Below are 13,143 nucleotides of genomic sequence, written 5' to 3'. Positions count from 1 at the left end.
TGGAGCCCCAATATGCCTGGCCTGCCAACCCTCTGCCCCCACCCCATCATCCAGGCCCCCATGGCCGGTGGCGCCACTACCCCGGAACTGGTGGCCGCAGTGTCCAATGCAGGCGGCCTGGGCTCTCTGGCAGCCCCCTTGCTGACCCCGCTGGCCATCATAGAACAGGCTGAGCACATCAGAAGACTGACGGACAAACCCTTCGCCATCAACCTGTTCGTACAAACCCGCCCACAAGTCGATTTCGCTGCCCTTGAAGCGGCCAAGCTCTTGCTGCAGTCCGTATGTGCAGAACTGGGCTGGGACAACTTGCCGACTCCAACCCGCTGGTGTGAAGACTTTGAAGCCCAGCTTGATGCCCTGATCACGGCCCGTCCTGCCGTCGCCAGCTTTACCTTTGATGTCTTGCACGGCAGCCAGCTACAACGCCTGCATGACGCGGGAATAAAAGTGGTGGGTACAGCCACCAACTTACAGGAGGCCATCGTCTGGCAAGCCATGGGGGCAGATGCTGTCTGCCTGCAAGGGGTAGAGGCGGGTGGTCACCGTGGGACTTTCATCGGTGCGCAAAAAGAGTCGACCCTGGGCCTGTTTGCCTTGCTGGAAACCTGCAAGCCGCATATGCAGGTGCCCATCATCGTCGCTGGCGGCATTATGGATGGCAGGCAGATCAAACAGGCCTTGCAGTCGGGGGCGCAGATGGTGCAGATGGGCACTGCATTCCTGACGACGAAAGAATCAGCGATACACCCGGCTTACAAACAACGCCTGCTGGACAGCAGCAGCGACACCACACGCCAGACCCGTGCTTTTTCTGGCCGTATTGCCCGTGGCCTTGACAATCATTTCATGCAAGCCATGGATGCAGTGGCTGACAAAGTGCCTGCTTATCCGATACAGAATGCACTGACGGGTTCCATACGTGCAGCAGCAGCCAAGGCAGCAAATACTGAACTGATGTCGATGTGGGCCGGGCAGGGTATGGCAGCGACCAGGGATATGAGCGTAGCAGAACTGATGACTGCATTGATTGCAGAAATGCAGGCTTAATAAATAACAAGGAAATGGTATGGAAGTAGCAGGACAGTTTGATTACATCGTCATCGGTGCCGGTACTGCAGGTTGCGTGCTGGCAAACCGCCTCAGCAGGAATCCTGATAACCGGGTCTTGCTGATAGAAGCGGGCGGCAAGGATGATTATGTGTGGATACATATCCCTGTGGGTTACTTGTATTGCATCAATAATCCGCGCACAGACTGGATGTTACGTACCGAGGCAGAAGCAGGCCTGAATGGCCGCAGCCTGATTTATCCGCGTGGCAAGGTGCTGGGTGGCAGTTCATCCATCAATGGCATGATTTATATGCGTGGCCAGGAAAGGGATTACCAGCAATGGGCAGAGCTGACGGGTGACGATAGCTGGCGCTGGGAACATGTCTTACCGCTGTTCAAGAAGAGCGAAGACCACCATGGCGGTGATGCAGAATTCCATGGCAAGGGCGGTGAATGGCGGGTGGAAAAACAAAGACTGTCCTGGGAGATCCTCGATGCCTTCCGCAATGCAGCAGCCGAAGTCGGTATCCCTAAAAGTGATGACTTTAACCGCGGCAACAATGAAGGCTGTGGTTATTTTGATGTGAATCAAAAACGTGGAGTGCGCTGGAATGCTGCGAAGGCTTTTCTGAAACCGGCAGCAGGCAGACCGAACCTGACCATCATGACGGGTTGTCATGTGCAAAAGCTGGTTATCCGGAACGATGAACAAGGCAAGCGTTGCACGGGTGTGGAATTCACAGGCGGAGGCCGCAACTGGTTTGCCGAATCCATGAAAGAAACCGTGCTGGCCGCAGGAGCCATAGGCTCTCCACAGATACTGCAATTGTCTGGCATAGGTGATGCGGCACATTTGCAACAGACTGGAGTTGATGTGGTGCACGAATTGCCCGGCGTTGGTGCCAATTTGCAAGATCATTTACAGATACGTTCTGCCTTCAAAATCACCGGTGCCAGGACGCTCAACAAGATGGCCAACAGCCTGATAGGCAAGGCGCGCATAGGGCTGGAATACGCGATGTTCCAGAGTGGTCCGATGTCGATGGCACCCTCGCAACTGGGCGCATTTACCCGCTCGGACGCCAGTCAGGCGACACCCAATCTGCAATATCATGTGCAACCCTTGTCGCTGGAGAAATTTGGTGACCCGCTGCATGATTTTCCGGCTTTCACCGCCAGTGTCTGCAACCTGCGCCCTACTTCACGCGGTCATGTGCGCATAGCCAGCAATGATGCTTCAGCAGCACCAAAGATAGTGCCCAACTACCTGACTACGCCTGAAGACCGCAAGATCGCTGCCGACTCGCTGAAGCTGACGCGCAAGATCATCGCCGCGCCCTCCCTGCAAAAATATCAGCCGGAGGAAATGAAGCCTGGTGTACAGTTCCAGACGGAAGAAGAACTGGCGAGAGCAGCAGGGGATATAGGCACGACGATTTTCCACCCGGTAGGCACTTGCAAGATGGGACGTACAGATGACGCACTGGCGGTGGTCGACAGCAGCTTGCGTGTCATAGGCATCGCTGGCCTGCGCGTGGCAGACGCGTCCATCATGCCGACTATAACCTCAGGTAATACCAACTCTCCTACTGTGATGATTGCAGAAAAGGCGGCGCAGAGTATATTGGGAAAATGAAAACTTCCAGCTCTTGCGTGGTACAGGGGCGTGCTGACCTCTATTTTAGGAAATGCGTTCACACTACCACGTGGGCTGGCAAGGCGTGCGGTGCAGTCAGGGCTGGTGCCCCTGACAAGACGCGCAACGCAGTCCAGCGCACGTGGTAGTGTGAACCCGGAGGGAATGGGTCTAAACAGGTACATGGCGTTGTTGCAACCCGCTTGAAGTGCTCGCACTGCGGCGCGTGCTGCGCCTAGCCCTGTGCCTGTTTAGACCCATTCGCAATCCTAAAATAGAGGTCAGCACGCCCCATACAGTAGTTATACCGTATTGTTTAGAAATCGCTTTGCTGGGTACTATAAAAAGCTAATATAAAAACTCTCAAAAAATAAGGGAGTGTTGTCGCGTTGGACGTAGTGGTACAAACCATAAGCCAGACAATAAGGAGAAGAGATGACCGACGTCATCCTGGAGACTAAGCGCTTGACCAAAGAGTTCAAGGGCTTTACCGCTGTAAGCGATGTTAATTTGCAGGTACAGCGTGGGCATATCCACGCCCTGATCGGCCCTAACGGTGCCGGCAAGACTACCTGTTTCAATTTGCTGACCAAATTTCTCGTCCCGACTTCGGGACAAATCCTGTTCAATGGCCGCGACATCACCTCGGCCAAACCAGCTCAGATTGCGCGTCAGGGCATCATACGTTCTTTCCAGATTTCAGCAGTGTTCCCGCACCTGACGGTCATGGAAAATGTGCGTATAGGCTTGCAAAGAAAACTGGGCACATCCTTTCATTTCTGGAAAAGCGAACAGTCGCTGAACCAGCTCAATGCACGCGCCATGGAATTGCTGGCTGAAGTTGATCTGACTTCCTTTGCCGATACCGTCACCGTCGATCTGCCCTATGGCCGCAAGCGTGCGCTGGAAATCGCCACCACTCTGGCGATGGAACCTGAAATGATGCTGCTTGATGAACCTACTCAGGGCATGGGCCATGAAGATGTGCACCGCGTGACCGAGCTGATCAAGAAGGTGTCGGCGGGCCGCACCATCCTCATGGTGGAACATAATATGAACGTGGTGTCGGGTATTTGCGACAAGATTTCGGTCTTGCAGCGTGGTGCCATGCTGGCTGAAGGTACGTACAAGGAAGTATCCACCAATCCCAAAGTCATGGAAGCCTATATGGGCAGCACCAGTGGCGAGCTGGAAGGGGCGCATGCATGAGTGCCACAAGTAAAAATACGAGTACAAACCCTGCACTGGAAATTACCGGCCTGCAAGCCTGGTATGGTGAATCGCATATCCTGCATGACGTGAACCTGAAAGTGAACCAGGGTGAAGTCGTGACCATACTCGGTCGCAATGGTGCCGGGCGTACCACGACCATGCGCGCCATCATGGGCCTGACTGGTGCACGCAAAGGCTCGATCAGGATCAATGGGCAAGAGGCTATCCACCTGCCAACTTATAAGGTTGCTCATCTGGGTGTAGGCTATTGCCCGGAAGAACGGGGGATATTTTCATCCTTGTCCACAGAAGAAAACCTGATGCTGCCACCCTCGGTGTCGAAAGATGAGCAGGGCATGTCAGTCGCTGAAATTTACGAGATGTTCCCCAATCTGGCAGAACGTAAAAACAGCCAGGGTACACGCCTGTCTGGTGGTGAACAACAGATGCTGGCAGTCGCGCGTATCTTGCGCACTGGCGCCCGTCTCTTGCTGCTCGATGAAATTTCCGAAGGCCTGGCTCCGGTCATCGTGCAGGCTTTGGCACGCATGATCACGATGCTGAAATCCAAGGGTTATACCATCGTCATGGTTGAACAAAATTTCCGCTTTGCTGCTCCGCTGGCGGACAGGTTTTATGTCATGGAGCATGGGCAGATCGTCGAGAGTTTTGCGTCTGCGCAGTTGCAGGAAAAAATGCCGGTTCTGAATGAATTATTGGGTGTGTAATTTAAGTGTGTTTGGTTGGCATGTATGAGTAACTGCCTCGCTGTCTTGGCGAAGCAGGTTTGAATAAAAATATGATTGGAGAAGACGCATGAAAGCAACATTCACGAAATTAAAAGTAGCAAGTCTTGCTGTTTCCGCTGCACTGACAGGCCTGGCGCTGAATGCAAATGCGCAAGTGTCTGGCGACACGGTCAAGATCGGTTTCATTACCGATATTTCTGGTTTGTATTCAGATATCGATGGCCAGGGTGGTGCTGAAGCCATCAAGATGGCGATTGCCGACTTTGGCGGCACGGTACTGGGCAAGAAAATTGAACTGGTCACAGCTGACCATCAAAACAAGGCAGATATTGCCGCCAGCCGCGCACGTGAATGGTTTGACCGCGATGGCGTCGACATGCTGATTGGTGGTACCAATTCTGGTACTTCCTTGTCCATGTCCAAAGTAGCTGCTGAAAAGAAACGTATCTTCATTTCCATCGGTGCTGGTACTGCCCGCCTGACCAATGAAGAATGCACAGCAAACACAATTCACTATGCCTATGACACCGTGGCCCTGGCCAAGGGCACGGGTTCTGCCGTCGTCAAACAGGGTGGCAAAAGCTGGTATTTCCTGACGGCCGATTATGCCTTTGGTGCTTCTCTGGAAAGTGATACTGCCAATGTCGTCAAAGCCAACGGCGGCACGGTATCCGGGTCCGTCAAACATCCTTTGTCAGCATCTGATTTCTCTTCTTTCCTGTTGCAGGCGCAAGCTTCCAAGGCACAAATCCTGGGTCTGGCAAATGCCGGTGGCGACACCATCAATGCCGTAAAAGCAGCGAATGAATTTGGTGTTACCAAAACCATGAAACTGGCTGGCTTGCTGATGTTTATCAACGACATCCACTCGCTGGGCCTGAATGCCACGCAAGGCATGTACCTGACCGATAGCTGGTACTGGAACCAGAACGAAGAAGCGCGCAAATGGTCACGCCGCTACTTCGAAAAAATGAAGAAAATGCCGTCCAGCCTGCAAGCCGCTGATTACTCTGCGACCCTGGCTTACCTGAATGCGGTCAAGGCAGCAGGTAGTGATGACACAGATAAAGTCATGGCCAAGTTGAAGGCTGCCAAGATCAATGACATCTACGCGAAAAACGGTTACATCCGCGGCGATGGCAGCATGATCCATGACATGTATCTCATGCAAGTGAAAACCAGTGCTGAATCCAAAGAGCCTTGGGATTATTACAAAGTGGCGCAGACTATTCCGGGTGAGCAAGCTTTCACGACTAAATCCGAATCCAAGTGCGCCCTCTGGAAATGATTGAAATCCAATTCTCGGGCGCATAGCTGTGTTGCAAAGCCTCGCAATACTTATGTATTGCTGCGTTTTGCGCCTTGCTCTGCATCCCGATAATTGAATTTCAGCATTGCCGTTGTTTTACGGGGAAGGTCGCGGACTTTGTCGCGACCTTCCTGTTTGAAAAAATGAATGCCGTTCAGTTCAGGGGCTTTCACGAGAAAATTGCTTACTGATCAGCCAGGAAATAGCGGCTTTTCTCTTGATTTTCTCTGTGTCTCCGTGCCTCTGTGTTGAGAGGTCTTCACCTTTCCATCCATTTTTATTTAGCGTGCCATGGAAATATTTGGTATTCCGCTGCAAGCGATGCTGAGCCAGCTTTTGCTGGGCTTGGTCAACGGCTCGTTTTACGCGATGCTGTCTCTCGGGCTGGCTGTGATTTTTGGCTTGCTGAATGTGATTAACTTTGCCCATGGTGCCCTGTATATGATGGGTGCCTTCCTCGCATGGATGGGCATGAATTATTTTGGGATCAATTACTGGGTCATGCTGCTTGCTGCGCCTTTGCTGGTGGGGCTGTTTGGCATCATCATAGAAAAGACCATGCTGCGCTGGCTGTACAAGCTTGATCACCTGTATGGCTTGTTGCTGACCTTTGGTATTACGCTGATGCTGGAAGGTGTGTTCCGCTCGGTTTATGGCGTATCTGGCCAGCCGTATCAGGTGCCGGAAGCGCTGACAGGGGCGACCAATCTTGGCTTCATGATTCTACCTAATTACCGTGCATGGGTGGTTGTCGCTTCACTGGTGGTGTGCTTTGCCACCTGGTTCGTCATCGAAAAAACCAAGCTGGGTGCCTATCTGCGTGCCGGTACTGAAAACCCCAAACTGGTCGAAGCCTTTGGTGTCAATGTGCCGCTGATGGTGACGCTGACTTATGGCTTTGGTGTGGCACTGGCGGCCTTTGCCGGTGTGCTGGCAGCACCCGTCATACAGGTGTCGCCGCTGATGGGCTCCAACCTGATTATCACGGTGTTTGCAGTGGTGGTGATTGGTGGCATGGGCTCTATCCTGGGGTCGATACTGACAGGTCTGGGCCTGGGTATTATCGAGGGTCTGACGCGGGTGTTTTATCCTGAGCTGTCGGCGACGGTCGTGTTCATTGTCATGGCGATAGTCCTGATGATCCGCCCTGCCGGTTTGTTCGGTAAAGAAAAATAAACGGAGCCACCATGAATAAGAAAATCAGTTACGGCATTGCTTTTGCCCTGTTACTGGCGGCACCGTTTATTGTCTATCCGGTGTTCCTGATGAAGCTCTTGTGCTTCGCCCTGTTTGCCTGTGCCTTTAATTTGCTCATCGGTTTCACCGGCTTGCTGTCCTTTGGCCATGCTGCCTTCTTTGGTGCTGCCGGTTATATCGCTGGCTGGGCCTTGCGTGATGCCGGTTTGCCTACCGAGCTGGGCATCTTGCTGGGAGTAGGGGCAGCAGCCTTGATAGGCCTGGTGATGGGCGCACTGGCGATACGCCGCCAGGGCATATACTTCACCATGATCACGCTGGCGCTGGCGCAGATGTTGTACTTCGTTTTCCTGCAAGCAAAGTTCACTGGTGGTGAAGATGGTTTGCAAGGTGTGCCACGCGGCAAACTGTTGGGCGCGGTGGATCTGAGTTCTGACCTGACGCTGTATTACTTTGTGCTGGCAATTGCCATTGCCGGCTTTGCCATCGTCATGCGTACGGTGCATTCGCCGTTTGGCCAGGTCTTGAAAGCCGTCAAGGAAAACGAACCACGCGCGATCTCGCTGGGTTATGACGTAGACCGCTACAAGCTCATGGCCTTCGTGCTGTCAGCTGCACTGGCCGGTCTGGCAGGTGCCACCAAAACCCTGGTACTGGGTTTTGAGACGCTGACTGACGTACACTGGTCCATGTCTGGTCTGGTAGTCCTGATGACCCTGGTGGGCGGTCTGGGCACGCTGGTGGGCCCTATAGTTGGTGCCATCATCATCATCGCGCTGGAAAACAAACTGGGCGACCTCGGCAACCTGCTGGCAAACATCACAACGATAGAATGGTTCCGCACCATAGGTGATTCAGTCACCATCGTTACTGGCCTGATCTTCATCGTCTGCGTACTGGCTTTCAGGCGCGGGATTGTGGGGGAATTGATGGCTTATGTAGAACGCACTGGCAAAGCAAAGGCTGGTTAGATTTCTCAGCATTGCTGCCCATCAAAGCCCCGTAAAAACTTACGGGGCTTTTTTGTTTTCAAGGCACATCAATAGCATGTGTCTGATGTAAGAGTTTGAAAAAATTTAGTCAGATGAATAAAACCTGGTACACATTCATTATGTGGTGAGCATGTTGTGAAAAATTATTTGTTTAACTTATTTGCCTTGAAAAAATGGAAAAACTATTTTTCGTTGTGAGCCGTATCAATAGTGTCTTGCTATTGCTGATTTTACTGGTGGGTCTGGTGTCCCTGATCTGGATGAATGTGAATAACAATGCCTGGCAACGTCGTGGTGCAGTTGAGGTGCCTGCAGCTGATGCTGGCAGTGCGCAGTCGGTGATGCTTAGCCTGGGATCGCTGGAAGATATTCCTGGTACGGATGTGCAGATGGGCCGTTTACTGGCGCAGGAAAAATCTGGCAAGTTTTCATCGGGCCATTATGGTTCGGGAGAGGGCGCCAGGAATCTCCTTTTCCTTAGCGGCAAGGATAAGCAGGCACGATGGTTATTCAAGGAGCATAAGAACCGTATTCTGGATGTGACACAATTAAGCGAGCAGGGTACGGATACATGCAAGGCAGATAAAAATTGCGTGACTCGTGCCTTGTATATCGAGTTTGTCACTGAAGCTGCCCAGACCAGGCAGGGCAATTCCAGAACGACGCTATCAAACATCGGTTTGAGCAAAGTCGACGGCACTGGTCTTACCGTGCTGCTCGAAGAGGTGGGCAGCGTGTTGTCGTATCGTATGGAAGATGCTGACCATCTTTCTGTCCTGTACCAAAAGTCTGCGGAAATCCGGCAGGCGCGGATTTCTGTTGTAGAGATGAAGCTGTTGTCTGACCGGGAAGTGATCAAGGTTCCAGGTGCAGTCTGAAACCGTCAGGCAGCGTATATAAAGAAAACTGCCTGCCTGATCTGCTGAAGCAGAGGCGAGATTAGCTCATCGTCGCCTCTGCTTTTTTATTTACAAAGCCGCGGCGTAAATTGCCCGCGCATCTTCCCTTGTTACTTCATGTGGATTATTCCCCAACAGGAGCGTTTGCAACATGGCGTCGCTGGCGAGCTGGTCTAGGTCTACCCTGGCCTTGATCATGGCGTGGCAGCGATACTCAGCCGGGTCTGCTATCAGTTCAATGAAATTGGAGCGCTGTACGTCCGGCAAGAGCTGGAAATTCGTGAGCCATGCAAGAGAAGGAAGCGCTGGAAGTGCTGTTCTTGACTTATTTTCTCAATCGTCTATCATTTGGTTTGTATTGCAAACTAGTTTTCGATAAAGGCGCGACATGAGTAAAGATGATGATATTCAACAGGCAATCAATAGTATTGCCTTGATACGGCAGGTGATAAGTCAGACTGATGCCGGTAACCCGGATGCGAAATTGTCCGGCATCACGCTGGATGCCAATTTGCTCGTACAGCTAGGTGTGTTTTTCATCGTGCTTGCCCTTGGCCTGCTTGAGTTATTTACCAGTGGTGCGATGACAGAGACACTTGGTAGTGGTCATCAAAATCTGGAGTTGAAGTTTTTCGGCATAGGCTTGATGGCATTCATTATTGTTGGCCTCGTGCTGGTTTTGTATTTTGTCGTCTGGCGGGCTGCCAGACATAATGGCGAAGAACCCGGGGCCTATATCCGGCGCAATTTTCTGTATATGTACCAGTTGTCACTGGTGTCGGATTTGCTGATGAAGTTCATTTGTCTGGCTTTGCTGCTGCTGGCTGACAAGGCGCTGTGGATAGCACCGGTTTTGCTGGCTTTTACTGCTGATTACTTGTTTCAGGCGCGCCTGTTTACGCTGCCCTCAAAGGTTGCTGCGGCACTGGGTGTGCTTTGCCTGAGCCTGGCTGCTTATCAATTTTATGTGGGTTCAGGATCATTGTTGCTACCCTTGCTGACTTTTAGCGCAGTGGCTGGTTTGTCCGCAGGCAGGCTGGTTTTGCGCTATCGCAATCAAGTGCAGACCGTGCACTAGGCGGCATCCATGAGTGCTAATGATTTACAAAATGTGCATCCCTTGCTGGCTGACCGCGTGCGTCTGATGATCATGGTGCATTTATCCATTGCTGGCGGGCCAGTCGATTTTAATAGCTTGCTTGAAGCACTCGATCTTAGTAAGGGCAACCTCTCTACGCATTTACGTAAGCTGGAAGAGGCGGCACTGATCAGCGTCAATAAAGAGTTTGTTAATCGCAAACCAAGGACGACTTATGTGTGCACGGCATCTGGACGACAAGATTTGCAAACCTATCTGAACACGATAGAAGCATTGCTGAAACAAGTACGTTGAGACGAGTGACAAGCAGGTAAGCCATTGAAAGTTATCATGAACAATTCGCCAGTGATGGAAAATCTACCCGAATCAGCCCGGCATTTTGGATTGATACCAGGCCAGGGCGGACAAGAAAAATCTGACACCGGGACCTGGCTCAGGTATTTCTTTGTCGAATATAACCCGCTGTATTTTGTCAGTGCTTTTTGTATGCTGTATGGCATATTCCTGATCGATCGCAATCTGTCGGCCGTGACTATGTCATCGGGACCTATGGCCAGTGTTGCGCTTTTACTGGTATTGCAATTGTATGAAATCAGCTTGCTGGCGGCGGCCATCTTTCTGGCGCACAGGCTAGGGGCTATTCGCCCGGCTGCCATGTTGTGTCTGCTGGAATGTGTATTACTTTTTGATTGCACTTTCAGGCTTGAAGGCCTGGCTTTACAGTCCTGGTTTGGTGCTGTGATTGATGTCTTGTGGCTGTTGATGCTGGCTCTCAAGTTACGCATGATGGCCATTGCCATGCGTCTGGATTTCAAGGCTTACCACTACGTGGCGGTGTTGCTGGCCGCTGCTTCCATCCCGGTATTGATTGCCTTGCTTTCCAGTGCTGACAGTAATACTGCCATCGTCTTGCATGTTGCCGCCTGGCTGGGTAGCCTGATGGTGCTGGCTTTAGAGCTGCGTCGGCCAGCGTTGAAATCAGGATGGTCAAAAAATGGAGAACAGGCGAGGCTGGCTGATACCTGCATCAAGGCTGCTTTCCGTATCCTGATCGGTTTTTACTTTTATCATATCTGGGCTTTCTTGTTCTTTGTCGCCGATCCACATGTGCGGGCGGCGGCGATGGTAGGGCAGTTTTCTGCTTACTTTTTGCTTTGCACGATAACACGTGAGTCGGTGAGGGATATCTGGAAATTCGCTATTCTGATGTTGGCAAGCTGCTTGCTCACTCCCGCAATCCTGATGTATGCAATGCTCTTGTTATCCCTGATTTTGGCATTGCAGGCCGGATATCGCTTGAATGGAAATCTTGCTGTCGGCGCGAGTTTAATGATGTTTGCCGCGACTTACCTGAAGGGCTGGAATGGTGATGGCGCAGCCTTGCCAGATTTCCCGATCTGGTATTCGTGGAACTGTGTTTTATTGGTGACCTGCCTGGCGATGATTATTTACCGCACCCGCAATCTCCTCGCTATTACGCTGCTGTCCTGTGCGGCGCTCTTTATGCTTTATCGGTACGGAGGCGCTTTATTGCCATATAAGGAAACGGGCAAAGGCATAGTGGTTATCGTCCTTGCGTTCACCATATTGCTGACAGGCCTGTGGGTGAATATGCGTTTTCGTATTGGTACTGGGCCTGATGAGGCAAGCTGACAAAATTGCCTATCTGATGTGCTGAAGCAGAGGCGAGATTAGTTCATCGTCGCCTCTGCTTTTTTATATTTACAAAGCCGCGGCGTAAATCGCCCGTGCATCTTCCCTTGTTACTTCACGTGGATTATTCCCCAGCAGACGAGTTTGCAACATGGCGTCGCTGGCGAGCTGGTCCAGGTCTTGCTCGGTGATGCCTACCTGGCTCAGGCGGGTTTCTATGCCTACCCTTACTGCCAGGTCTTCCATTGCCTTGATCATGGCGTGGCAACGCTGCTCAGCCGTGCCTGTGGCTTCTGGTGCGATGATGGCGGCCAGCTCGGCATACAGTTCAGCCGCATGACTGGCATTGAAGCGCAGTACGTGGGGCAAGACCAGGGAGTTCGACAAACCATGCGGCACGTGAAAGATGCCGCCTACCGGATAGGCCAGCGCATGCACAGCGGCGCAGGGCGCATTGGCAAAGGATTGGCCGGCCAGCATGGCACCCAGCAACATGGCCTGCCTTGCCGCCAGGTTGCCACCATTGGTGCAGGCTTCGTCGATGTTGTTCCAGAGTAATTTCAATGCCTGCACTGCCAGCATGTCGGACAGGGGATTCTTTTTATGTTTGGTCGTGTAGGCTTCTATCGCATGCACCATGGCATCAATGCCAGTGGCAGCAGTGACCTTGGCTGGCAAGCCTGTCGTCAGTTGCGCATCGAGGATGGCGATGTCTGCATACAGTTGTGGCGCGACCACACCCATCTTGGTGGTGGCACCGGTGGTGACGATGGAGATGGGCGTGACTTCAGAACCCGTACCAGCCGTGGTCGGGATTTGTATCAGTGGCAGGCGCTTACCTTTGACATTGCCTATGCCATACATGGTGGACAGGCTTTGATCGCTTCCGGCCAGGATGGCGATGAGTTTGGCCACGTCCATGGAGCTGCCGCCACCCAGACCAACCACCAGTTCGACTTGCAGGTCACGGGCATTGGCTACTGCCTGCAAGACGATGGCTTCTGGCGGGTCGGCAATTACATCGGAGAAAATACTGACTTTGAGTTGTTCCGTTTCCAGGCTGTCAATGACAGGCTGGACCAGGCCGGTACGCAGGAAACCGGCATCGGTCACCAGCAGTACATGGCTAATCGCTGGAAATTCCTGGCGTATGATTTTGCCCAGGCGCGTTGCTGCACCGGTTTGGCTGATCAGGCTGGGGACGGTTCTGAATTCAAAGTCGTTCATCGTTATCTCATTTTCATTTAGAACCTGTTTTCGATCTTACTGCGCGAGCGTGATCGGGGCTCATGTGCTGCTCAAAATGCTCATGTACTTAAGTACATTCCGCTTTTTGCGCTGCTC

At 52.2% G+C, this 13,143-nt stretch carries 12 protein-coding genes and 1 pseudogene; 11 read left to right on the top strand and 2 right to left on the bottom strand.

Translation table 11 applies throughout. The annotated features are described in order from the left end of the window. Nucleotides 1-12: 12 nt before the first annotated feature. From DFR42_RS07595 to DFR42_RS07560, 8 genes are all read left to right on the top strand, one after another. Nucleotides 13-1,050 (top strand): NAD(P)H-dependent flavin oxidoreductase, encoded by a 1,038-nt coding sequence (locus DFR42_RS07595; protein ID WP_110254389.1) that lies wholly within the window; start codon nt 13-15, stop codon nt 1,048-1,050. Between the two features lie 19 nt (nt 1,051-1,069). Further along, nucleotides 1,070-2,689, top strand: a complete 1,620-nt coding sequence (locus tag DFR42_RS07590; protein ID WP_110254388.1) for a GMC family oxidoreductase — start codon at nt 1,070-1,072, stop codon at nt 2,687-2,689. Between the two features lie 435 nt (nt 2,690-3,124). Next, nucleotides 3,125-3,898, top strand: a complete 774-nt coding sequence (locus DFR42_RS07585; RefSeq protein ID WP_110254387.1) for an ABC transporter ATP-binding protein — start codon at nt 3,125-3,127, stop codon at nt 3,896-3,898. Beyond that, nucleotides 3,895-4,629, top strand: a complete 735-nt coding sequence (locus tag DFR42_RS07580) for an ABC transporter ATP-binding protein (RefSeq protein ID WP_110254386.1) — start codon at nt 3,895-3,897, stop codon at nt 4,627-4,629. Before DFR42_RS07585 ends, DFR42_RS07580 begins: the two co-directional genes overlap by 4 nt. 88 nt (nt 4,630-4,717) lie before the next feature. Continuing rightward, complete coding sequence (locus tag DFR42_RS07575) at nt 4,718-5,938, top strand: ABC transporter substrate-binding protein (protein WP_110254385.1); 1,221 nt, start codon at nt 4,718-4,720, stop codon at nt 5,936-5,938. A gap of 312 nt (nt 5,939-6,250) precedes the next feature. After that, nucleotides 6,251-7,135: a branched-chain amino acid ABC transporter permease gene (locus DFR42_RS07570; RefSeq protein ID WP_110254384.1), complete on the top strand. Its 885-nt coding sequence runs from the start codon at nt 6,251-6,253 to the stop codon at nt 7,133-7,135. An 11-nt stretch (nt 7,136-7,146) separates the two neighbouring features. Further along, a complete protein-coding gene (locus tag DFR42_RS07565; protein WP_110254383.1) occupies nt 7,147-8,127 on the top strand; it encodes a branched-chain amino acid ABC transporter permease in 981 nt (326 codons plus the stop codon). Between the two features lie 194 nt (nt 8,128-8,321). Continuing rightward, nucleotides 8,322-9,026: a hypothetical protein gene (locus DFR42_RS07560; RefSeq protein WP_110254382.1), complete on the top strand. Its 705-nt coding sequence runs from the start codon at nt 8,322-8,324 to the stop codon at nt 9,024-9,026. Between the two features lie 90 nt (nt 9,027-9,116). Here the strand turns inward: DFR42_RS07560 and DFR42_RS29995 are convergent. Beyond that, nucleotides 9,117-9,236: pseudogene (locus tag DFR42_RS29995) on the bottom strand (iron-containing alcohol dehydrogenase); the annotation flags it as partial. A gap of 199 nt (nt 9,237-9,435) precedes the next feature. On the opposite strand from DFR42_RS29995, the gene DFR42_RS07555 reads away from it, so the two are divergent. The 3 genes from DFR42_RS07555 to DFR42_RS07545 are packed head-to-tail and all read left to right on the top strand — an operon-like array spanning nt 9,436 to nt 11,799. After that, nucleotides 9,436-10,125, top strand: coding sequence for a hypothetical protein (locus DFR42_RS07555; RefSeq protein WP_110254381.1), 690 nt, complete (start codon nt 9,436-9,438; stop codon nt 10,123-10,125). A 9-nt stretch (nt 10,126-10,134) separates the two neighbouring features. Further along, the gene (locus DFR42_RS07550; protein WP_110254380.1) at nt 10,135-10,440 is read left to right on the top strand and encodes a transcriptional regulator; all 306 of its coding nucleotides are present in this window, start codon (nt 10,135-10,137) and stop codon (nt 10,438-10,440) included. A 36-nt stretch (nt 10,441-10,476) separates the two neighbouring features. After that, a complete protein-coding gene (locus DFR42_RS07545; RefSeq protein ID WP_110254379.1) occupies nt 10,477-11,799 on the top strand; it encodes a hypothetical protein in 1,323 nt (440 codons plus the stop codon). A 69-nt stretch (nt 11,800-11,868) separates the two neighbouring features. Here DFR42_RS07545 and DFR42_RS07540 read toward each other — a convergent pair whose 3' ends face one another. Then, nucleotides 11,869-13,026 carry an iron-containing alcohol dehydrogenase gene (locus DFR42_RS07540; RefSeq protein WP_110254378.1) on the bottom strand — a complete coding sequence of 386 codons (1,158 nt, stop codon included), beginning with the start codon at nt 13,024-13,026 and terminating at the stop codon, nt 11,869-11,871. Nucleotides 13,027-13,143: the final 117 nt, after the last annotated feature.

The sequence above is a fragment of the Undibacterium pigrum genome, assembly GCF_003201815.1.
Lineage (GTDB): Bacteria > Pseudomonadota > Gammaproteobacteria > Burkholderiales > Burkholderiaceae_D > Undibacterium > Undibacterium pigrum.
Note: the sequence above shows the minus strand (reverse complement) of the source record. Positions and strands in the feature narration are given on the sequence as shown.

Coding starts and splice junctions, on each gene's coding strand:
- DFR42_RS07595 (WP_110254389.1), top strand. CDS start 13: ATGCCTGGCCTGCCAACCCTCTGCCCCCACCCCATCATCCAGGCCCCC.
- DFR42_RS07590 (WP_110254388.1), top strand. CDS start 1,070: ATGGAAGTAGCAGGACAGTTTGATTACATCGTCATCGGTGCCGGTACT.
- DFR42_RS07585 (WP_110254387.1), top strand. CDS start 3,125: ATGACCGACGTCATCCTGGAGACTAAGCGCTTGACCAAAGAGTTCAAG.
- DFR42_RS07580 (WP_110254386.1), top strand. CDS start 3,895: ATGAGTGCCACAAGTAAAAATACGAGTACAAACCCTGCACTGGAAATT.
- DFR42_RS07575 (WP_110254385.1), top strand. CDS start 4,718: ATGAAAGCAACATTCACGAAATTAAAAGTAGCAAGTCTTGCTGTTTCC.
- DFR42_RS07570 (WP_110254384.1), top strand. CDS start 6,251: ATGGAAATATTTGGTATTCCGCTGCAAGCGATGCTGAGCCAGCTTTTG.
- DFR42_RS07565 (WP_110254383.1), top strand. CDS start 7,147: ATGAATAAGAAAATCAGTTACGGCATTGCTTTTGCCCTGTTACTGGCG.
- DFR42_RS07560 (WP_110254382.1), top strand. CDS start 8,322: ATGGAAAAACTATTTTTCGTTGTGAGCCGTATCAATAGTGTCTTGCTA.
- DFR42_RS07555 (WP_110254381.1), top strand. CDS start 9,436: ATGAGTAAAGATGATGATATTCAACAGGCAATCAATAGTATTGCCTTG.
- DFR42_RS07550 (WP_110254380.1), top strand. CDS start 10,135: ATGAGTGCTAATGATTTACAAAATGTGCATCCCTTGCTGGCTGACCGC.
- DFR42_RS07545 (WP_110254379.1), top strand. CDS start 10,477: ATGAACAATTCGCCAGTGATGGAAAATCTACCCGAATCAGCCCGGCAT.
- DFR42_RS07540 (WP_110254378.1), bottom strand. CDS start 13,026: ATGAACGACTTTGAATTCAGAACCGTCCCCAGCCTGATCAGCCAAACC.